The sequence below is a fragment of the Parabacteroides provencensis genome, assembly GCF_900232875.1.
GTDB classification, from domain to species: Bacteria; Bacteroidota; Bacteroidia; order Bacteroidales; family Tannerellaceae; genus Parabacteroides; species Parabacteroides chinchillae.
In genome coordinates this window covers 200,114-221,346 of record NZ_LT960488.1, presented here as the reverse complement: position 1 = coordinate 221,346, position 21,233 = coordinate 200,114, and the positions used below count along the sequence as shown (strand labels likewise).

General features: G+C 38.7%; 16 protein-coding genes. 12 read left to right on the top strand and 4 right to left on the bottom strand.

Going from position 1 to position 21,233, the window contains the following annotated elements; translation table 11 throughout:
• Nucleotides 1-91 precede the first annotated feature (91 nt).
• Nucleotides 92-931: a DUF5032 domain-containing protein gene (locus CTY47_RS00905; protein WP_099462993.1), complete on the top strand. Its 840-nt coding sequence runs from the start codon at nucleotides 92-94 to the stop codon at nucleotides 929-931.
• Between the two features lie 4 nt (nucleotides 932-935).
• Here the strand turns inward: CTY47_RS00905 and trmD are convergent, their stop codons facing one another.
• Nucleotides 936-1,610 (bottom strand): tRNA (guanosine(37)-N1)-methyltransferase TrmD, encoded by a 675-nt coding sequence (gene trmD, locus CTY47_RS00900; protein ID WP_099462992.1) that lies wholly within the window; start codon nucleotides 1,608-1,610, stop codon nucleotides 936-938.
• 486 nt (nucleotides 1,611-2,096) lie between these two features.
• Between trmD and pheT the strand changes: the two genes are divergently transcribed.
• The 3 genes from pheT to CTY47_RS00885 all read left to right on the top strand — a co-directional run bounded on the left by pheT (nucleotide 2,097) and on the right by CTY47_RS00885 (nucleotide 6,210).
• On the top strand, nucleotides 2,097-4,559 hold the full coding sequence (gene pheT, locus CTY47_RS00895; protein WP_099462991.1) for a phenylalanine--tRNA ligase subunit beta: 2,463 nt from the start codon (nucleotides 2,097-2,099) through the stop codon (nucleotides 4,557-4,559).
• A 34-nt stretch (nucleotides 4,560-4,593) separates the two neighbouring features.
• Nucleotides 4,594-5,334, top strand: a complete 741-nt coding sequence (locus CTY47_RS00890) for a YebC/PmpR family DNA-binding transcriptional regulator (RefSeq protein ID WP_099462990.1) — start codon at nucleotides 4,594-4,596, stop codon at nucleotides 5,332-5,334.
• Between the two features lie 123 nt (nucleotides 5,335-5,457).
• On the top strand, nucleotides 5,458-6,210 hold the full coding sequence (locus tag CTY47_RS00885; protein ID WP_199163379.1) for a hypothetical protein: 753 nt from the start codon (nucleotides 5,458-5,460) through the stop codon (nucleotides 6,208-6,210).
• An 18-nt stretch (nucleotides 6,211-6,228) separates the two neighbouring features.
• On the opposite strand, the gene CTY47_RS00880 is transcribed toward CTY47_RS00885, so the two are convergent.
• Nucleotides 6,229-7,290, bottom strand: a complete 1,062-nt coding sequence (locus tag CTY47_RS00880) for a 6-bladed beta-propeller (protein ID WP_099462989.1) — start codon at nucleotides 7,288-7,290, stop codon at nucleotides 6,229-6,231.
• A gap of 250 nt (nucleotides 7,291-7,540) precedes the next feature.
• On the opposite strand from CTY47_RS00880, the gene CTY47_RS00875 reads away from it, so the two are divergent.
• Nucleotides 7,541-7,831 (top strand): nitrous oxide-stimulated promoter family protein, encoded by a 291-nt coding sequence (locus CTY47_RS00875; protein ID WP_099462988.1) that lies wholly within the window; start codon nucleotides 7,541-7,543, stop codon nucleotides 7,829-7,831.
• Nucleotides 7,832-7,845: 14 nt separating this feature from the next.
• Here CTY47_RS00875 and yaaA read toward each other — a convergent pair whose 3' ends face one another.
• The gene (yaaA, locus tag CTY47_RS00870) at nucleotides 7,846-8,610 is read right to left on the bottom strand and encodes a peroxide stress protein YaaA (RefSeq protein ID WP_099462987.1); all 765 of its coding nucleotides are present in this window, start codon (nucleotides 8,608-8,610) and stop codon (nucleotides 7,846-7,848) included.
• Between the two features lie 94 nt (nucleotides 8,611-8,704).
• Nucleotides 8,705-9,337, bottom strand: coding sequence for a chloramphenicol acetyltransferase (locus CTY47_RS00865; protein WP_099462986.1), 633 nt, complete (start codon nucleotides 9,335-9,337; stop codon nucleotides 8,705-8,707).
• A 402-nt stretch (nucleotides 9,338-9,739) separates the two neighbouring features.
• Here CTY47_RS00865 and CTY47_RS00860 point away from each other — a divergent pair, with 402 nt between their 5' ends.
• The 7 genes from CTY47_RS00860 to clpB all read left to right on the top strand — a co-directional run bounded on the left by CTY47_RS00860 (nucleotide 9,740) and on the right by clpB (nucleotide 21,148).
• Nucleotides 9,740-10,759: a linear amide C-N hydrolase gene (locus CTY47_RS00860; protein ID WP_233202102.1), complete on the top strand. Its 1,020-nt coding sequence runs from the start codon at nucleotides 9,740-9,742 to the stop codon at nucleotides 10,757-10,759.
• A 232-nt stretch (nucleotides 10,760-10,991) separates the two neighbouring features.
• On the top strand, nucleotides 10,992-11,513 hold the full coding sequence (locus CTY47_RS00855; RefSeq protein WP_233202060.1) for an RNA polymerase sigma-70 factor: 522 nt from the start codon (nucleotides 10,992-10,994) through the stop codon (nucleotides 11,511-11,513).
• A gap of 77 nt (nucleotides 11,514-11,590) precedes the next feature.
• Nucleotides 11,591-12,580, top strand: a complete 990-nt coding sequence (locus CTY47_RS00850; protein WP_099462984.1) for a FecR family protein — start codon at nucleotides 11,591-11,593, stop codon at nucleotides 12,578-12,580.
• 174 nt (nucleotides 12,581-12,754) lie between these two features.
• Complete coding sequence (locus tag CTY47_RS00845) at nucleotides 12,755-16,150, top strand: SusC/RagA family TonB-linked outer membrane protein (protein WP_199163378.1); 3,396 nt, start codon at nucleotides 12,755-12,757, stop codon at nucleotides 16,148-16,150.
• A 21-nt stretch (nucleotides 16,151-16,171) separates the two neighbouring features.
• Nucleotides 16,172-17,803 (top strand): RagB/SusD family nutrient uptake outer membrane protein, encoded by a 1,632-nt coding sequence (locus tag CTY47_RS00840; protein WP_099462983.1) that lies wholly within the window; start codon nucleotides 16,172-16,174, stop codon nucleotides 17,801-17,803.
• 145 nt (nucleotides 17,804-17,948) lie between these two features.
• On the top strand, nucleotides 17,949-18,218 hold the full coding sequence (locus CTY47_RS00835; protein ID WP_099462982.1) for a hypothetical protein: 270 nt from the start codon (nucleotides 17,949-17,951) through the stop codon (nucleotides 18,216-18,218).
• Between the two features lie 341 nt (nucleotides 18,219-18,559).
• Complete coding sequence (clpB, locus tag CTY47_RS00830; protein WP_099462981.1) at nucleotides 18,560-21,148, top strand: ATP-dependent chaperone ClpB; 2,589 nt, start codon at nucleotides 18,560-18,562, stop codon at nucleotides 21,146-21,148.
• Nucleotides 21,149-21,233: the final 85 nt, after the last annotated feature.

The window sequence follows — 21,233 nt, the reverse complement described above, 5'->3', positions numbered from 1 at the left end:
TCAAACATTAATACTTAAATATGGTTACATTGTCAGTTATTCTTTTAAATGTCCTATTTTTGTAAAATCGAATGACTAATTCCAAACAGAAATGAAAAAGTATATATTCTTATTGTTTGCAGGAATCGCCGGTTTGGTATCTTGTGGTGATGATGATAAACCGTCTCTTCCGGAACTGAATAAACTAACGAAAATAACTTGCTATAAAAATGGCAGCACAACTCCTGAGTTTGTGAAAGAGATTACATATAATAGTGATGGGGAAATATCATATATTATTGAAAATAATACAGATAAAAAGCAATTTTTGTATTCGGGTAATACGATTGTTGTAGCTGCGACAAATGCTGCAGATGCTACTTCTACGGAATACATATTAAGCGGTAAGACTATTGTAAAGAAAAAGGTATCCGATAAAAATCCTTATAAGAATGAGATATATGTACGTGATGAATATGACTATGGATATAATAGAAGTGCATTGGTGCAAACATCATGGATAGCTACTAGTCCGACCATAGACGGCAAATATGAAACCCGGACGTATAAGGATGCTGAAAAATATACATGGCAGGATGATAATGTAGTACGTTTTACTGAGGATAAGAGTGAGATGGTTTATGAATATGGAAATAATAATCTTCGTCCTCATAATTTCCCGTTTCGCGTAATAGCATCTTTTGCCCCTGTGGGGATGGATGTTGTAACACCTTTAAACCTGGCTTACGGTGCTCAAAACAGGAATTTGCCAACCTATGCTTATTGGTATAATTTCCCTGATACTAATACAAAATGTGCAGAGTATACTTACAACTTCTCTTCTATGGGAGATTACATTACCGGTATGACTATACAAGAAAAGATATATGCAATAAATGGGACTCCTGGTGCCGATAATACCTATACATATTCTTTTGAATATGCAAATTGAATAACTATTTTAATAAATCGGGACGAAGTTGGGCAGTACGTTCTTGTGCCTGCTGTAAGCGCCATTCTTCAATTTTACGCTGATGTCCGGAAAGTAATACATCCGGCACTTTCCATCCTTTGTAGTCTGCCGGACGTGTATAAACGGGAGGAGCTAATAAGTTATCTTGGAAAGAGTCCGATAGGGCGCTTTGTTCATCACCAATTGCTCCCGGGATAAGACGGACCACCGCATCGGTAATAATAGCTGCGGCAAGTTCTCCTCCTGTAAGTACATAATCGCCTACCGAAATTTCTTTTGTAATGAGGTGTTCGCGGATACGATAGTCAATACCTTTATAATGTCCGCATAAGATAATGATGTTGTCAAGTAGAGACATACTGTTAGCCATTGGCTGGTTAAATACTTCTCCGTCGGGAGAGGTATAGATTACTTCATCGTATTTACGTTCGTTCTTCAGGAAAGAAATAGCACGGTCAATCGGCTCTATTTGCATTACCATACCGGCTTCGCCACCAAAAGGATAATCATCCACACGCCTCCATTTATTGGTTGTATAATCTCGCAGATTATGTAAATGAATTTGTGCTAATCCGTTATCCTGAGCTCTTTTTACTATGGAACAATTGATCATTCCGTCGATCATTTCGGGTAATACGGTAAGTATGTCGATACGCATATGGATTTGTATAAGTATATTTGTCACAAAAGTACGGCATTATTTTATAGTTGTCAAGAACTTGCCGGATTTTGATTTCGGTGCTGTATGCGTCGGCTCAGTATCAAACCTATTACTATAAATTTGACTGGACCGGGAAGAAGTTTTTTTTCGAATCGGGCATAAAAAAAACACTGAACAAAGGGCTGGGATGCCGGCTATCTTGAGTGATCTTCCCAAGCCATCACGGGTGGGGAGGTACATCATCATCTATTCAGGGAAATGCTGTTTTTTCCGGGTTTTAATAGAGCTTTTTTTTTTGAATAAAAATAGTTCGAATGAAATATTATAAAAAGCTTTGATTTATGAGGTTTTTAAAACATTGCAGAATAAAGTCTATACTCATTTTGAATAATTATTCTATTATTTGTACCTTTGCGAGTCAATTTGCCGTTGGCGGAGAATGCCGCAGGTGCATATTTGCTTGATTGAATAAATTTTATAGCGATGAATATATCTTACAATTGGCTGAAAGAGTATCTTGATTTCGATTTGCAGCCTGAAGAAGTTGCAGCAGCACTAACATCTATCGGCTTGGAAACCGGCGGGGTAGAGGAAGTTCAAACGATTAAAGGCGGGCTGGAAGGATTAGTTATCGGTGAAGTTCTTACTTGTGAAGAACATCCTAATTCAGACCATTTACATATTACAACTGTAAATGTAGGCGGTGGAGAACCTTTGCAGATTGTGTGTGGAGCGCCGAATGTTGCAGCCGGACAGAAAGTCGTGGTGGCAGTGAACGGTACGAAGCTGTATAGCGGTGATGAAGTCTTTACTATCAAACGGTCTAAAATTCGTGGCGTAGAATCGAACGGTATGATTTGTGCCGAAGATGAGATTGGTATTGGCACAAACCATGCGGGAATTATAGTTCTTCCGGCTGATGCGGTTGTGGGTACTCCTGCTAAAGAATATTATAATGTAAAGAGCGACTATGTGCTGGAAGTGGATATCACACCAAACCGTGTAGATGCAACTTCCCATTTCGGTGTTGCCCGTGATTTAGCTGCTTATTTGAAGCAAATGGGTAAACCTGCCGAATTGAAACGTCCGGCAGTAGATGCTTTCAAAATAGATGACGACACTCCGGCTATTGAAGTTGTTGTCGAAAATAAAGAGGCTTGCCTTCGATATTCCGGTATAACGATAAAAGGAGTGACTGTGAAGGAAAGTCCGGAATGGTTACAGAATCGTTTGAAGGTAATAGGTTTGCGTCCTATTAATAATGTAGTAGACGTAACAAATTTCATTTTGCACGAGTTAGGTCAGCCATTGCATTCATTTGATGCCGGAAAGGTGAAAGGCAATAAAGTAGTTGTAAAGACTTATCCGAACGGAGTAAAGTTTGTAACGTTGGATGGCGTGGAGCGCACTTTGACTGATCGTGATCTGATGATTTGCAATACGGAAGAACCAATGTGTATCGGTGGTGTATTTGGTGGTTTGGATTCGGGAGTTACGGAGCAAACAACCGATGTGTTCCTTGAATCGGCTTGTTTCCATCCTACGTGGATTCGTAAAACCGCTCGCCGTTTCGGTTTGAATACAGATGCTTCTTTCCGTTTCGAACGTGGTCTGGATCCAAATAATACAATTTATGTATTGAAGCGTGCTGCTTTGCTGATTAAGGAATTGGCTGGAGGTAAAATTACAGGCTCTGTTCAGGATATTTATCCGGAACCGGCAAAGCCATATGTTGTAGAACTTTCTTATAAGAAGGTAAATTCTCTTATTGGTAAGGAAATTCCTGTAGAAACAGTTAAAAGTATTCTTGCAAGTCTGGAAATGGAGATTGTTTCGGAAACGGCAGAAGGTTTAACCATACATGTTCCTGTATATCGTATTGATGTGCAACGTGATGTGGATGTAATTGAAGATATCCTCCGTATCTACGGATATAATAATATAGAGTTCAGCGATAGTGTAAAATCTAATCTGAGTTATAAGACTCCGACGGATCGTAGCTATGACTTGCAAAATCTGATATCTGAACAACTTTGCGGTTGCGGTTTCAACGAAATTATGAATAATTCGCTTACGCGTTCAGCTTACTATGAAGAGTTGTCTACATATCCGGTGGCCCATTGTGTAATGCTGATGAATCCGTTGAGTGCCGATCTGAACAGCATGCGTCAAACTTTGTTGTTTGGTGGTTTGGAAAGCATCGAACATAATACAAACCGTAAGAATGGTAATATCCGTTTCTTTGAATTTGGTAATTGCTACGATTACAATATTGACAATAAAAAGGAAGATCAGACATTGGCTCAGTTCAGTGAAGATTATCGTTTGGGGCTTTGGGTTTGTGGTAACCGGGTTGAAAATAGCTGGGCGCATCCTAATGAAAAATCTTCTGTTTATGAATTAAAGGCTTATGTGGAAAATATATTGGTTCGCTTAGGTGTCAATCTGAATAAAGTAATCTTCGGTAACCTGACAAGTGATATTTATTCGGCTGGTTTGACTATAACGACTGCTTCGGGCCGTCAGTTAGGAACAATGGGTATTGTAAACAGGAAGGTTTGCAAGGCTTTGGATATTGACATCGAAGTATATTATGCTGAATTATCATGGACATTACTTATGAAGGAAGTCAAGAAGAATAAAGTTACATTCAGCGAAATTTCTAAATTCCCTGCTGTTAAACGTGACTTGGCACTGCTGCTTGATAAGCATGTACAATTTGCCGAGATAGAAAAGATAGCAGTGGAAAGCGATCGTAAGTTGCTGAAAGAAGTTTCTTTATTCGATGTATATGAAGGAAAGAACCTTCCTGCCGGTAAAAAATCGTATGCTGTCAGCTTCTTCCTTCAGGATGAAGGCAAAACTTTAAACGATAAACAGATCGATGCTATCATGAAGAAGATTCAGACAAATCTGGAACAGAAACTTGGTGCACAATTGAGATAATAAACATTATACAAAATATAACAAAATAACAGATATGGGAAGAGCGTTTGAGTTCCGTAAAGCAAGAAAATTTAAACGTTGGGGCAATATGGCCCGCGTATTTACTAAGTTGGGTAAAGAAATTACAATTGCAGCAAAAGCTGGCGGACCGGATCCTGAAAACAATCCTCACTTGCGTGCATTGATGCAAAATGCCAAGAAGGAAAATATGCCGAAGGAAAATGTGGAACGTGCAATCAAACGTGCCGTAGAAAAAGACTTTTCCGGATATAAAGAGATGAACTATGAAGGCTACGGTCCTTATGGAATTGCAATCTTTGTAGAAACAGCAACAGATAATACTACTCGTACTGTTGCAAATGTACGTAGTTATTTCAATAAGCATGGTGGATCATTAGGAACAAGCGGAAGTCTTGAATTTTTGTTCGATCATAAATGCGTATTTCATATTGCAATGAAGGATGGTGTTTCTTTGGAAGATCTGGAATTGGAACTGATTGATTACGGAGTAGATGAACTGGACGCAGATGAAGAAAGTAACGAAATTGTGATTTATGGTGAGTTTGCGCAAAATTCGGCTATTCAGAAATATTTGGAAGAAAATGGTTTCGAAATTACGAGCAACGAATTTGTTCGTATTCCGAACGATTTGAAAGAAGTAACTCCGGAGCAACGTGAAGGAATAGAGAAGTTAATAGAAAAGCTGGAAGAAGACGATGATGTTCAAAATGTTTTCCATAATATGAAGGAAGACGATCATGAAGATGAAGAGTAATATTTAATCATAATGGAATAGATATTAGGCAGTGGTAAGGAATTTAATTCCTTTACCACTGTTTGTTTTTTTGATACTTTTTGTTTTAATTTGGCAATTAAAGAACTCTCAAATGCTACTAATATGAAAATGATTAGACAAACTTTACTTATTTGCTTTGTTGCATTGATGTTTACTGTAAGCAACACTGGGTTGGCTCAGAAGGAACTGGGCGTTTTTAATACGATGGCCATAGGCTTGAGTGCCAGTACAAATGGTATTGGTGTAGATGTTGCTACGCCTATAACGCCTCGCTTTGCTTTACGTGGAGGTGTGGATTTTATGCCTGGTATTAAGTTTAATACGGATGTAGATGTGGAACTTAGTGGAGAATTCGCTGAACTTTATCCGGATCCGACAATTGATTTGGAAGGAGGCCTTGGTCGTGCCAGCGGCAATCTGCTGGTTAATTATTATCCCTTTAATAAAGGTACTTTCTTTATTACTGCCGGAGCTTACTTTGCAGGTTCCAAAATGATAAAGATAAAAGGGCATAGTGATGAACTGGAAGAATATATAGATAAAACCGGTGCAGCAGGAGTTGTTGTTGGCGATTATACGATTCCGGTAGATAAAGATGGAAATGTCTCTGGTGGTCTTAAGGTATTCGGTGTTCGTCCTTATGTTGGCCTTGGATTCGGACATGCTGTTCCCCAAAAACGAGTAGGCTTTATGTTTGAGCTGGGTGTTCAGTTCCACGGAACTCCAAAGGTGTATACCGATTATGGAGACTTGGGTACGGCATTTGAAGTAACTGACGATAGCTTTACGAAAATTATTGATAAACTAACTGTTTATCCGGTTATGAAATTCCGTATATGCGGTCGGTTATTATAATAAACCGGATGTAATAATTCAGGCTTTTAATTTTACAATAAACAATACAGGGCTTTTCTCGTTAGCATATTCGGGAAAAGCCTTTTTTATTTCCTGTCCGGATTTACAGAAACAATACGATTGATTATACAAATCCATAGCCTGTAACTCTGGTACAGCTCCGGTATGGTAAAAGTTGTCTTTAAATCCGCCTTGTACTTGCCAGGATTGGTTGTTAAGTGTGTCATAACAGAATGTGTAGCTGCCTTTTTCATTATGCTTATTATGGTAGGTAGAAACCCAGAAACGGCTGCCGAAGCGTATAGGATACAACAATATGCCGTCTGCAGAATAATTCTGTTCTTCTTTGTCTTGTTGCTCCTTTAAAAATAATGTATCACGTAGTAGCTTATTTGTCTCAGTGGAAGGAGAATAAGCATAGATTATCCCTGTGTCTCCGGAAACGGAAAGAGTTGGAGGTAAACAGGAAATTCCGCAATCCTTGCGTCCCAGGTTTGCCTGAACCAATTTGTGTGTTTTCATTTTCTGAAAAGAAGAGTCATATTCTACAACTTGTTTTTCCAGGTACGAAACCTTGGTAGAGGAATCGTTTTTTATACATTCTTCCGTAGTCCATATATGATTATTGTATAAAGAAATAGAAGACATGCGATGTCCGGGCAAGTCACTCTTTAGTTTCTTTTTATCGATTAACTGACCGTCGTACGAGTAATAATGAATATCGTCAACATTTCCTAATACAATAAGCTGGCGACTTACCGGATTCACTACGTAACCGGCTACTTTGATAGTATTTGGATCCGTAATACGACAAATAAATTCTCCCTTTCGGTTGAAACGATACAATGTTCCTTCGCTTATAAGAAACAGATTATTGCCTTCCTTACGTACATTTTTCACTTTCTCAATGGAGTGTTTTCCTGCAGTTTGTAATGGAATGGCAACCACTTCGTCGGCAATATCGGATAACGAGCCAACCAGATGATTTTCTGTTAGTTCGTTTGCTGTAAATAATTCGTATCCTTGCTTGATACAAACAATTGCTATAATTGCCAGTAATATCAGAAAAGCCCGTTTCATGTGTTATGTGATTTGTGACTTGTATTAATAACGGGGGATTAAGCATTTTATTGAAAATAATATGAAATATTATGTGGTTCTTGTGAGCTTTTTGTCGTAGGATGAAATAAAATGTATCTTTGCCACTAATATATTTCAGTGATAATATGAAGACTGTAACTGATAGGTGGCTGATATATGAGAATGGGCATTTATTTTTCTTGTCGTCGTCGTATGTTTTATATCTTGGTTGTTGAATTCTACAATTGCTATGTCTCTGGTTGTTAAAGAAAAGATAGTTATCGAAAAAATGATCCGTCTTTATTGCAGGCACAAGGAGGGGAATGCAATCTTGTGTGCAGATTGCATGGAGTTGTTGCAATACGCACACACCCGCTTAGACCGTTGTCCGTTTGGAGACAAAAAGGGTTCGTGCCGGAAATGTAAGATACACTGTTATAAACCTGAAATGCGGGAGCGTATAAAGACCGTTATGCGTTATTCAGGTCCGAGAATGTTAATATATACTCCCTGGATTACAATACGGCATTGGTTTAAATGATTCTGCCAGTTATGTCAGGCTTGTAAGAAAACCCATTTATCGCCTTCACTCATCTTTTCGTCGTAACAGAAACCTTCCCATGAGAATGATTTAAGTTCTTCCGGATCGGAAATGCGGTTTTTTATGATAAAGCGGCTCATTTGTCCTCTGGCCATCTTAGCATAGATAACAATCGTGTTGGCTTTTCCATTCTTCCAAACCCTGAATTCCGGTGTGATGACGCGTACGGATTGTTCTACTTTTTTCCAATCGAACGACGGTTGTATATCCATGCTAGCCAAATAGATAAGTGTGTTGCCTGCTTTTTTGATATCATCAATAAGTAATTGTGTCTGACGTGGGCGCCAGTAATTATACATGTTTCCGTAACCTAATTCGGGTAGTTTTACATCAAATTCCATGCGATAAGGCTTAATCAGGTCAAGCGGGCGCAGGAGTCCGTAGCAAAAGGATGCAAAACGCATGTGTTCTTGTGCGAATAAAAAGTCTTCCTTGCTAAAGTCTTTTGGGTTTATATTCTTGAAAACCACACCTGTATAGGCTAGTATTGCTTGTAGAGGCTTATTATCTTCCGAATGAAACTCCTGAAAACGCAGATAATTTTCCGTAGCCAGTTTTGGACTCAATTTCAGTATTCGGGCTAATTCGTCCTTAGAAAATTGCGTCATGTTAAGCGCTATTTCGTTTGCCTCTTTTGAAAAACGGGGTAATGTCTCTGCGGGAGCTTTCAGTTTAGACGTGCCGGTCATTGTTTTAGCCGGCGAGATAAGAATAAGCATATCGTTTTCTTTTGTTTACTCGTTTATGAAGTGAAGATAATGATAATTTATTCATAGTCCGTTCTTTTCTACTATAAAAAAGATTCAATCGGTATCATAATGTAGTTTGACCGTCTTTTAATCTCTGTATAAATTCGGCTACATTCCGTCCGTCCATAAGACCGTGATGAACACTTATCGATATAGGAAGTAAAAGTTTCTCTTCGTCCTGTATCAGTTTCCCGGTAGAAATTCTGGGCACAGAGTCTCCTGTTTTAATTGAGCCCGCATGTTTCATTTCAGAGAAAGCGAACCAAGGCAAAGCCGAGTAACGAATAACATCTTCTCTTCCTGTATTTTCAGAAAAAGACAAGCCGGTACTATTCTTAACTCTGTTTATTTCTTTTTCGGCATTTTCAATAAATAAGTCGAGGTTTGCATCATATTCAAAAAATCCAAAACCAAAAGTTCCGTCTTCTCGCCCTATGGTGGGCGAAATATTGATTTTATCATATTGTACCACTTGTCTTTTCTCTATGCGTAATTTGAAAGCGGTTGTGTCATTTATGCATTTTAGCAGGAAATGCACGGAATAGAGGAAAAAAGATATTCCCCTTTTTTTACTCTGCTGGTATACATTAGTAAAATCAACAGTAGTGGTAACCCCAAAGAAAGGGTCGTCAAACGCTGAGAAGAAGTTAAAATGCTCTTTTCTATTCCAGTCGTCCAGATTTATAACTTGTTTCATTTCTTATATTTTTGTGCTATCGTATTTACCCGGCTCTTTTCTGAATGTTTAACCTTAATGTTGAGAGGTGTTTTAAAGATAGAATATATCGGTACAAATGTACGAAAAGTGTACTTTTTAATATGATTATAAGCGGCACTTTTTTACAGCCATCCTTTGGATTACATTAAAATTTTGAATGTCGAACGCATAACTCTTTGTCTGTTTTGTCCGAACGTTTGATCTTCCATTTAAAATATGGAGAGAATGTGGAATTGGAAGGAATAGGCCATTTACGGTATGAAGAAGATATGATTTTCCTTGTAGCTTCAGAACCTATCTGAAAAACATTCTGTTATAGATATACTTAATGAATCGTTAAAAAGTATATTTATGAAAAAGAGAAGAGTGTTTGCTGCACTGATGGTTAGTGTAGCCTTCGGGACGATACTACCGGGACGGATTGATGCATGTACGAGAGCTGTGTATTTGGGGCCTGATAATATGGTTGTTACCGGACGTACTATGGATTGGCGCGAAGACCCGCTGTCAAATCTGTATCTTTATCCGAGAGGAATACAGAAGAAGGGGGCTATTTCGGACAATACCGTGTCCTGGACATCTAAGTATGGAAGTGTCGTAACTGCGGGCTATGATATTGGTGTATGTGACGGAATGAATGAAAAAGGCTTGGTTGCCAATTTACTTTTCCTGACGGAATCTTCTTATGTTCGTTCTAATGATACCCGCCCCGTTATGGGTATAAGTATCTGGACACAATATGTATTGGATAATTTTGCTACGGTAGATGAGGCGGTTGCCGAATTGTCAAAACAAATCTTTCGTATGGATGCACCGGATTTGCCTAATGGTGCGAAATCTACATTGCATCTTTCTATCTCGGATGCGACCGGAAATAGTGCTATTTTTGAATATATCAATGGAAATCTGATTATCCATGAAGGTAGGGAATGTCAGATTATGACAAATTCTCCTACATACGACAAACAACTTACACTGAATGATTATTGGAAACAGATTGGCGGTTTGGTTATGTTGCCCGGTACAAACCGTGCATCCGACCGTTTTGTGCGTGCATCATTTTATATTCAGGCTCTTCCGCAGACAAGCGACTTTCATCAGGCGGTAGCCGGAGTGTTTAGCGTGATGCGTAATGTATCGGTACCTTTGGGCATATCTGTTCCCGATCAGCCTAATATTGCTTCGACACGTTGGCGTACGGTGTCGGATCAGAAGAATAAAGTTTATTATTTTGAGTCAACAATGAGCCCTGATATATTCTGGATTAACTTTAAAGACCTGAACTTTAACTCCGGTGCTCCGGTACGAAAACTGACGCTGGTCAATGGTGAAATTTATGCAGGTAATGCAGCCGGTAAATTCCAGGATAATAAAGGGTTGACATTCTTGTTCGGGATATAAATACTTTTTTGAGGGTTTTAACTGGTAAGTCTAAAAGACGTTTTTTGAAGGGAAAAAAGCGTTTTTTAGACTTACGTGCTTTTTATATCTGATATATTTGTAAATATTAATGAATAAATCTAATACAGAGATAGGGCTTATGCATGAATTTGTAACAGCTCAGATTAATAAATGGTAAATATCAAGAGTTTGGTAGTTAGTCATACTTTTATTAATAATGAGGCATGAAGCTATGAAAATCAGACCGGTTATTAATGAAAATACTTTCCGTGGAATTTATGACGAGTACTATGGGTATTTATGCCGTAACTTGAGCTTCTACACACATGATATAGGGGCAATAGAAGATATTGTTCAGGAAATATTTGTCAAGTTATGGAATGAACGGGATTTATATGAGATTGATAATTTGAAAACCTATCTATCTGCCTGTGCTAAAAATAAAATGCTGAATTATCTGCGCGACGAACAAACCCGGAAAAACTTATTGAATACGTGGGCTAAAAATACGAATGAAGTATCTAAGGCCATTAATTGTGTTGACGAAAAAGAGTTGGGTTTGTTGATGCTTCAGGCCATAAACAATCTTCCTCCCAAGTGCCAGAAAATTTATTTGTTGAGCCGCGAAGAGAAACTGTCTTATAAACAAATAGCCGAATTGCTGCGAGTTTCCATAAAAACAGTAGAGACACAAATGGGCATAGCCATACATAGGATTAAAGAATTTGTGGCCATGCATTATACTTCGAAATAATATTTTAAAAAAAAGATAAAAGCTTTTAGGGGTTTTCATTCTGTTTAAGTGTCATAAATATAAATAAGAAAAACAGAATGAATAATAACATAATCCCATATTCTATAATAGCGAAATATCTTGCTGATGAGTTGAATGATGAAGAGCGCATCTTATTCGAAAAGTGGAGGGCTGCTTCTCCTGAAAATGAAAATGTCCTGAAAGATTTGCAATATCAATGGAACGGATTGCTTCCTTTGCCGGAATCTGCTTTTCAAAAAGGTAAATTTAATACATGGGAGAAGATAACAAAAGAGATTAATCTGGGAAAGAAGAGTTTCCATCTCAGATGGATTGTTGCTGCAGCTTCCGTTGCTTTTCTGCTGGGTTTGTCTATCCCTTATTTAACAAAATCTATGTCTGAAAATACGGTGCCAATTGCAGCTCAAACTGTTGTGGTTGCGCCTTCCGGACAGAAATCATATACGTTGTTGCCGGACGGCACAAAGGTATGGCTAAATTCAGATTCAAAGCTGACTTATTCTACCTCATATAATACGAAAGAGAGATTGGTTTATCTGGAGGGTGAAGCTTATTTTGATGTAGTGAGAAATGAAAAACTTTCTTTTATCGTGAAGACCGGGATTGTGGATGTAAAAGTATTGGGAACAGAATTTAATGTGTCGGCTTATTCTACGAATGATATAATTCAGGTAGCTCTGATACGGGGAAGTATAAAATTGGAATCTGCTCACAATGCTTCTTTATTGGCAATGCTTAAGCCGGGAGAGAAAGCCGAGGTTAAGAGGTCTGGGCTGCATTGTTCTGTTCTGTCTTGTGATGTGGATACCGAAAGTTCGTGGAGATTAAATAAACTGTGTTTTGAGGGTGCTTATGTTTACGATGTATTTCAGAAAGTGGAACGTTGGTATGGGGTGAAGTTTAATATACTGAATGAGAATAAAGAGTATCGTTATTGGTTTACCTTAAAGACGGAATCGTTAACCGAATTGCTTCAATTAATAAACAAGATTACTCCTATAGAGTATAAAATAGAAGGAGAGGAGGTGACATTGACTTATAAATGATTATTTGGAAAGTGGATAAAAAAAGGTATGAGAAACGGCCATTTCTCATACCTTAAAGCATAATAAATACTCCATACGCGTTATGTGTTACTGTGTTTTAAATACAGTAAATGAAGGAGTTTTGTATTTGTGCAAAGGTATAATTATTTTTTGATTAACTTAAATCTATTTACAATGTTTAAATCTAGAAGAATATTATTCATTGTCTGTATATTGACATGGATATCGGCGGTGAGTTTTGCACAGACTGTTACTGTGGATTTATCCTTTCGGAATGCCACACTGAAAACGGTTATATCGGAGATTGAGAAGCAGACAGACTATACATTTATGTATCACAATGATATAGACCGGGAACAATCTGTTTCTGTACAAGTAAAGAAAGAAAAATTAGGAACCGTCCTGAACAAGATATTTTCTCCGATGGGAATAATATATGAAATCACCAACAAACAGATTATATTAAAGAAAAAACCGGCAAATACGTCTAAGAAGCTAACTGGAATTATTAGGGACGATCAAGGTATACCTGTTATTGGTGCAAATGTTGTAGAAAAGGGTACGACTAATGGCACGATAACAGACATAAACGGCGAATTTATACTTGATATGCCGGAAAGCGGCATTATACAGGTTTCTTATATCGGTTATAATACGCAAGATGTAAAGATAGGGACAGATAATACGGTGGATGTCCGGTTAACGGAAGATACTCAGAAACTGGAAGAGGTTGTTGTTGTTGGTTATGGCTCTATGAAAAAGAGGGATCTGACAGGAGCCGTTTCCCAATTAAAAGGCGATGATATTGCAGATCTGCCTCTTAGGAGTGCTTCGGATGCATTGCAAGGAAAAGCAGCCGGTGTAACTATTACATCTACTTCGGGAAGTCCGGGCTCTATGGGAACAGTACGTATTCGTGGTGTAGGTACGATTAATAACAATGACCCGCTTTATGTTGTAGACGGATTGCCCCAAACAGGTATCGGCTGGTTGAATCCTCGGGATATTGAAAGTATGGAAGTGCTGAAAGATGCTTCGGCTCAGGCTATTTACGGAGCACGTGCCGCTAACGGCGTTATTCTGATTACGACAAAGAAAGGAACGGCTGGCACTACTTATAAAACTACATTGGAATTTGACATGCTGGTAGGTTTTCAGAATGCAGAAAAGACATACGATATGTTGGATGCGGAAGGATTCATGAAATATAAGAATATGGCTTATGAGGCATCAAACAAACCGTTACTGGATGATTTCTCGACACCGGAAAAAAGGGAAGCTATTCTGGCATTTCTGGAAAATAATGGCGGTCGTGCCGGAACAAACTGGTGGAATGAGATTGAGAATCCGAATGCTATATCTCAGACGTATAATCTCTCTTTGTCGGGAGGGATTGATAAAATGCGTTATCGTTCCAGTTTTGGATATATGAAGCAAGATGGTATTGTTAAGGCAACGGATTATGAGCGTCTGACCGGACGTGTAAACTTGGATTCCGATGTCTTCAAATGGCTGAAGGTTTCATCAAATACGAATGTAATATATGAAATGCGCCGTAATACAAGAGAAAATGATGCTTATAGCAGTACCGTGTTTTCGGCATTAACGGCAGATCCTATTACCCCTGCTTACCGTAATAACCTGACGGGAGTACCTGATTTTCTTGAGAGCCGTATCATGGATGGTTATGAACCGACTAATCCTTTTTCGCAATATGCCGGAATTTTGTATTCTAATAAGCCTAATCCTTTGGCGCAGACTGATCGGCTGGGGCAGAATGTCTGGAAAGGATTGCAATTAAAAGCAAATGTGTCGGCGGAGATAAAGTTATTCCGTTTCCTGTCGTTTAAATCCAGTATCGGATTGGATTTATCCCGTACGGCAAGTGATAGTTTTTCTCCTAAATATTATTTGAATGCAACGGATCAGGTGTCGGATGCAACAGTTGGACGTAATATAGGCCAGACTGATTATTGGGTTTTTGATAATTATTTTTCTTATAATGATAAGTTTGGTAAGCATACTGTTTCTGCAATGGCGGGTATGTCTGCCGAGAAGAACCGGTATGAAACGACAGTAACTTCTAAACAGGGTTTGGTAAATAATGATAAAAGCCAGCAAATACTGAATGCTGCAACAAAGAATCCAACTTCATCGGGAGCGATAACTATCAGCTCTTTAAATTCGTATTTCGGTCGTTTGTTTTATTCGTATGCGGATAAATATATGCTTACGGCAAATATACGTTGGGATGGTTCTTCCAACTTTGCAGCGGGTAATAAGTGGGGCGTATTTCCTTCCGTGTCGGGAGGTTGGTATTTTAGCGAAGAATCGTTTATAAAAGAAGCTATAGGCGATTGGTTCTCACAAGGTAAATTAAGGGTTGCGTGGGGAGAGATAGGTAATCAGGATGTAACTTCCGGCGCTTATTTGACGAAGTTTGCCAATAGCTCTTATTATATGGTAGGTGAGCCATTGAATCCCTGGCTAAGTGGTGGACGCTCAAATGTTGGTAATCCTGATTTGAGATGGGAGACAACCCGCCAGCTGGACTTTGGTTTGGATTTGGCTTTCTTTAATAATGCCTTAAAAGTAAATATAGACTATTTTGACAGGGAGACTTCGGATATGTTGGTGCAGGTTCCGATTCCGGCTTCTGTAGGTTTGCCTAATACTCCGTGGAGCAATGCCGGTAGTGTAAGTAATAAAGGTTTTGAATTTGTAGTAGACTATCAAGGGCATATCGGACGGGAGTTCAACTATAATGTAAATGGAAATATCTCCACCTATAAAAACAAGGTTATCAGTCTTGGCGGCGGTACTAACATTCCTGGTAAAACCCATCTGGGCAATCAGGTAAATACAATGATTGAACCGGGTAAACCTATCGGTTATTTTTATGGATATAAGATGGATGGAGTGTTTCAGACACAGCAAGAAATAGATAATTATAGAGGTGGCCCTGACAATACGGTTATTATGCCGAAAGCAGAACCGGGTGATTTGAAGTTCCTGGATTTGAATAATGATGGGAAATTAGGCGAAGAAGACCGCACGATGATAGGTAATCCTCATCCCGATTTTACTTTTGGCCTTACATTGGGAGCTGATTATAAGGGATTCGACTTTTCTGTATTTTTCCAGGGATCGGTAGGTAACGATATCTTGAATATTCTTAAATATGATATTTATTCAGGAACAGGATGGTATAATGCGCCTAAGGATATCTTTGATAAATTCTGGTCGGGACCAGGCAGTACGAATGAAAACTTTGCAATTAGTGCGAATAGCCGCGATAATCTTACAATGTCTGAATGGTTTATAGAAGATGGTTCTTATGTTCGTTTGAAGAACTTGACTGTTGGGTATACGATTCCTGAATCTTTGACAAAGAAAATTACAATTAAGAATTTACGTGTTTTTGTTGCAGCTCAGAATCTGTTTACTATTACCGGTTATTCGGGCTTAGATCCTGAATTGGGTAATACGAATCCTCAGTTTATGGGAATAGATATGGGGTGGTATCCTCAAGCACGTTCATTTATGTTTGGTTTGAGTATGAAGTTATAACCTTAAATTAATAGATACGATATGAAAACATTAAAATATATTTGTCTGGCTGTGTGTAGCTTATTGCTCACTATTAGTTGTTCGGATGCGTTTCTGGACAGACCTACTTTGGGTTCATTGGATAAAGATACCTGGTTGAATACGGAAGATGCCGGAAGTAAAATGTTATCGATGTGCTATACGCCTATGTTGGCAGGGAATGAATATCAAGGATTTAAGTATGAATTTTTTGATTGCATAACGGATGATATGCATAAAGGAGGATCGGATGCTGCGGATAAAATAAGGATTACGGATATAGCCAGAGGAAATCCGTTGACATCGGCCTTGCTTTTGGAGAGAGTATGGAATCATCGTTTTCAGGTAGCCATATCCCGGTGTAATGTTTTATTAGAAAATGTTACTTTAGAAACGCCTCTTATCCAAAGCGGCGGTGCGTATGTGTCAAAAGAAGAAAAAGCGCGTTGGATTGCAGAAGCCCATTTTCTGAGAGCTTACTATTATTTTGATCTGATGATGATATTTGCGAATGTCCCTATTGTAGAAAAACCGTTGAATGCAATTGATAAATCATCCATAACCCGTGCTCCAATGTCTGAAGTCTATAGTTTTATAATGAAAGATTTGGAAATAGCTTTGGCTGAATCGAATATACCTTCTGCAAAAAATCTGCCGGTATCGGAACTGGGACGTGTAACGCGCGAAGCGATACATGCATTTAGAGCCAGGGTTGCATTATTCAATAAAGACTATGAATTAACAATAGCCGATTGCAAGAAAGTGATTGATTCGGGAGCCTATGAGCTGGTGCCGAATTATGAAGACTTATTTAATAGTGTGGAGAAAGGATATAAATCCAAAGAGTGTATATTTATGACTTATAATAGTTATAATCCTCCTTATTCGAAGGGAAGTCCGTCTCTTATTTTCTTTGTAGGCAGAGGTCCGACTGGCGGTTGGGGAGGCGAAGTTCCAACGTACGATTTGTTGAATGAGTATGAAGCAAAAGATCCCCGTAAAGTACATACGATTTTGTCTCATGGAGATATTTTCTTGAAAAAAGATGGCAATCAGGAAATTCATGATTATACGGGCTATGACAACTATACCAAATTGCAAAGCCGCAAACATTATGTAGATCATTTTAGAAGGCCGGATGCCGGTCTGCAGAAAACAGACTGGTCATTTTATAATATCAGGTATGCAGACGTTTTACTAATGTATGCGGAAGCATTAATTGAATCAAAGGGAAATCAACAAGAAGCTATAGATGCCTTGAATAAGATCCGGGAAAGAGCATTCCTTACAACTTCACCTGTAGACAACTATGCTGTTTATCGTGAGTTTAATATTAAAGATCCTGTTACGAAGGCTGAATTTGAAGCCAATTATAAGATAAAACAAGGGGATGATTTACGAAAGGCTGTTCGTCATGAACGCAGGATAGAACTGGCTGCCGAAGGACAACGTTTTTATGATTTGATACGATGGAATATCTTTGTTGATAAGATAAAACAATTTGCTTCTACACCGGAAGGGGTTGCTTCCGAGAAAGGAATGTATATTTCTGATAAAACGTGGCCATATCCGATTCCTCAATCTGAAATAGATAAAGTGGGAGGGGCTTTATTGCAGAACGATAATTATAAGTAATTGATTTTTGCGAAAGAAGCATTATAAGCTTTAAAGATTGTCAGCATTAAATTTTAATAAGAAAATAAATAGGTGTTATATGCCGGTAATTATTTATTTTGCTATCGTAATTATTAATTACTCAAACCCATAATTTAGTTTGTAAATGAAAAAGATGATTATGTGCGCTGCCTTTATGGTAGCAATGGCTTCTTTCACAGTTGTAAATGCCCAGAATTCGAATGCAAAGAAAGCTGCAAAGATTGAGCAGTGCAATAAGAAGTGTGGAAAGGAGTGTGATAAATTTTGTGACAACGCAACTTGTAAAGCAGAAGGTTGCCAAGCTGGAAATTGTATAAAAGATAAATCAGCTTGCCAGAAAGATGCTAAAGCATGTTGCAAAGGCAAGCCGGCAAATAAGAAGAAAGGAAGTTAATTAAGGAATAGTTAGTTCCTTCTTTTTAGAAATATGGAATCCCGTTGGTTGAAACTGAAAAGTTCAAACCGGCGGGATTCTTTATGGATGAATGCACCTGCCGCTAAAATATAAAAGGTAGCTGAAGAAACCAAACCGTATATAAAACCTTTTCCCTTTTTCTTTTGTTTTCAAACCGAAAAACCATCAGTTTGACGTTTAGTTAAGACGGACAGGCAGTGGCTTTTCCTTTGTTTTTATAATATTAAGACAAAATGTCAGTTTTGGGCTTTGGTATTTGTTTTGTAGATATGTAAGTGCGGTTAGCAATTGAAAAAGAATAAAAGAAAGGAGATAACTATATGAATTTAAACAATTTTACAATTAGGTCGCAAGAGGCTGTTCAACAAGCTGTACAGATTGCCACCCAACATGGGCAACAGGCTATAGAAGCTGTTCATTTGTTGAAAGGTGTCATTATGACGGGTGAAAGCGTGACCAATTTTATTTTTCAGAAACTGGGCGTAAATATTCAGAATTTGAATCGTGTTTTGGATAGCCAGATCGATTCGTTGCCTAAAGTTTCGGGAGGAGAACCTTATTTATCTGGTGAAGCAAATGCTGTATTACAGAAAGCAATTAGCTATTCTTCCAAAATGGGCGACCAGTATGTTTCGCTGGAACCTATTATTCTGGCCCTGTTAACGGAAAAAAGTACTGCTTCCCAGATATTGAAAGATGCCGGTGTTTCTGAAAATGAACTGCGTAAAGCAATTGAAGAATTGCGTAAGGGCAATAACGTAACCAGCCAGTCTGCAGAAGATACATATGATGCACTAGGCAAATATGCTATTAATTTGAATGAACGTGCACGTAGTGGTAAACTGGATCCTGTTATCGGACGTGATGACGAAATTCGTCGCGTGTTACAGATTTTAAGCCGTCGTACCAAGAATAATCCGATCCTTATAGGTGAGCCTGGGGTTGGTAAGACTGCTATTGCCGAAGGTCTTGCACATCGTATTGTCCGTGGTGACGTACCGGAAAATCTGAAGTCCAAGCAGATATTCTCATTGGATATGGGTGCTCTGATTGCCGGTGCAAAATATAAAGGCGAATTTGAAGAACGCCTGAAAGCGGTGGTGAATGAAGTTACTAAGTCGGAAGGAGAAATAATTCTCTTTATCGATGAAATTCATACATTGGTTGGAGCTGGCAAAGGCGAAGGAGCAATGGATGCGGCTAATATCCTGAAACCGGCTTTGGCTCGTGGAGAACTGCGGTCTATAGGCGCTACTACGCTGGATGAATATCAGAAGTATTTTGAAAAGGATAAGGCTTTGGAACGCCGTTTCCAGATAGTTATGGTGGAAGAACCGGATGAATTGGATGCCATTTCCATACTTCGAGGATTGAAGGAAAAATATGAGAACCATCATAAAGTGCGTATTAAAGACGATGCGATTATTGCGGCAGTACAGTTGTCAACGCGTTATATTACGGATCGTTTTTTGCCGGATAAAGCTATCGACCTGATGGATGAGGCAGCTGCCCGTTTACGTTTGCAGATTGACTCGGTGCCGGAATCGCTGGACGAAGTTTCACGTCGTATCAAACAATTGGAGATTGAACGTGAGGCAATCAAGCGCGAAAACGACAAGGCAAAGCTGGAACAACTTAATAAAGAGATTGCTGATCTGAAAGATGAAGAAAAGAAGCAAAAAGCCCAATGGCAAAGCGAGAAGGAGCAGATCAATAAGATACAGCAAAACAAAATTGATATAGAGAATCTTAAGTTCGAAGCTGAAAAAGCCGAACGTGAAGGCGATTATGGTAAAGTTGCAGAGATCCGTTATGGTAAGGTTAAGCAAAAAGAAGAAGAGATAGCCGAAGTAGAAGCAAAGCTGAAAACAATGCAGGGTGCCGCTGCTATGATTAAAGAAGAGGTAGACAGCGAAGATATTGCCGATGTTGTTTCGCGTTGGACAGGTATTCCGGTAAGTAAGATGATGCAAAGTGAAAAAGATAAACTATTGCGTCTGGAATCGGAACTTCATACGCGTGTTATCGGACAGGAAGAAGCTATTGGTGCTATAGCAGATGCGGTGCGGCGTAGTCGTGCCGGGTTGCAAGATCCAAAGCGTCCGATTGGTTCATTTATCTTCTTAGGAACAACCGGTGTAGGTAAAACAGAATTGGCAAAAGCGTTGGCTGAATATCTGTTTGACGACGAGAATATGATGACACGTATAGATATGAGTGAGTATCAGGAAAAATTTAGTGCTACTCGCTTGATCGGTGCACCTCCGGGATATGTAGGTTATGAAGAAGGTGGTCAGCTTTCTGAAGCTATTCGCCGTAAACCCTATTCTGTAGTCTTGTTTGATGAAATAGAAAAAGCACATCCGGATGTTTTCAATATACTGCTCCAGGTGTTGGATGATGGACGTCTGACTGATAATAAGGGACGCGTGGTTAATTTCAAGAACACGATTATCATTATGACCAGTAATATGGGTTCGTCTTTGATTCGTGAGAACTTTGAAAAGATAACACCTGAAAACCATGAGAAAGTTGTGGATGAAACAAAAATTCAGGTATTGGAATTATTGAAGAAAACGATCCGCCCTGAATTCTTGAACCGTATTGATGAGATCATTATGTTTACGCCGTTGAACGAGGAAGAAATTCGTCAGATTGTAACGTTGCAATTAGATGGCGTGAAGAAAATGCTGGCACAAAATGGCATTGCTCTCAATTTCACCGATGCTGCGTTGGCATTTATTTCCGAGAAAGGTTTTGATCCTCAGTTTGGTGCCCGTCCGGTTAAGCGTGTGATCCAGAAATATGTTCTTAATGAATTATCAAAAGAAATTCTGGGACAGAAAGTAAATAAAGACCATCCGATCACAATTGATAGCGAAGGTGATGGACTGGTATTCAAAAATTGATTAAAAGCGAAAGCCTTAGTAATGTTTTTGAATAGTTGAATAGTTTTATGGATTTAATTATTTATTTTTGAATATCTCCATGCTC

Bases quoted from the DNA above. Each gene is read 5' to 3' on its own strand.
- CTY47_RS00905 (WP_099462993.1), top strand. From the start codon at position 92: ATGAAAAAGTATATATTCTTATTGTTTGCAGGAATCGCCGGTTTGGTA.
- trmD (WP_099462992.1), bottom strand. From the start codon at position 1,610: ATGCGTATCGACATACTTACCGTATTACCCGAAATGATCGACGGAATG.
- pheT (WP_099462991.1), top strand. From the start codon at position 2,097: ATGAATATATCTTACAATTGGCTGAAAGAGTATCTTGATTTCGATTTG.
- CTY47_RS00890 (WP_099462990.1), top strand. From the start codon at position 4,594: ATGGGAAGAGCGTTTGAGTTCCGTAAAGCAAGAAAATTTAAACGTTGG.
- CTY47_RS00885 (WP_199163379.1), top strand. From the start codon at position 5,458: ATGAAAATGATTAGACAAACTTTACTTATTTGCTTTGTTGCATTGATG.
- CTY47_RS00880 (WP_099462989.1), bottom strand. From the start codon at position 7,290: ATGAAACGGGCTTTTCTGATATTACTGGCAATTATAGCAATTGTTTGT.
- CTY47_RS00875 (WP_099462988.1), top strand. From the start codon at position 7,541: ATGTCTCTGGTTGTTAAAGAAAAGATAGTTATCGAAAAAATGATCCGT.
- yaaA (WP_099462987.1), bottom strand. From the start codon at position 8,610: ATGCTTATTCTTATCTCGCCGGCTAAAACAATGACCGGCACGTCTAAA.
- CTY47_RS00865 (WP_099462986.1), bottom strand. From the start codon at position 9,337: ATGAAACAAGTTATAAATCTGGACGACTGGAATAGAAAAGAGCATTTT.
- CTY47_RS00860 (WP_233202102.1), top strand. From the start codon at position 9,740: ATGGTTAGTGTAGCCTTCGGGACGATACTACCGGGACGGATTGATGCA.
- CTY47_RS00855 (WP_233202060.1), top strand. From the start codon at position 10,992: ATGAAAATCAGACCGGTTATTAATGAAAATACTTTCCGTGGAATTTAT.
- CTY47_RS00850 (WP_099462984.1), top strand. From the start codon at position 11,591: ATGAATAATAACATAATCCCATATTCTATAATAGCGAAATATCTTGCT.
- CTY47_RS00845 (WP_199163378.1), top strand. From the start codon at position 12,755: ATGTTTAAATCTAGAAGAATATTATTCATTGTCTGTATATTGACATGG.
- CTY47_RS00840 (WP_099462983.1), top strand. From the start codon at position 16,172: ATGAAAACATTAAAATATATTTGTCTGGCTGTGTGTAGCTTATTGCTC.
- CTY47_RS00835 (WP_099462982.1), top strand. From the start codon at position 17,949: ATGAAAAAGATGATTATGTGCGCTGCCTTTATGGTAGCAATGGCTTCT.
- clpB (WP_099462981.1), top strand. From the start codon at position 18,560: ATGAATTTAAACAATTTTACAATTAGGTCGCAAGAGGCTGTTCAACAA.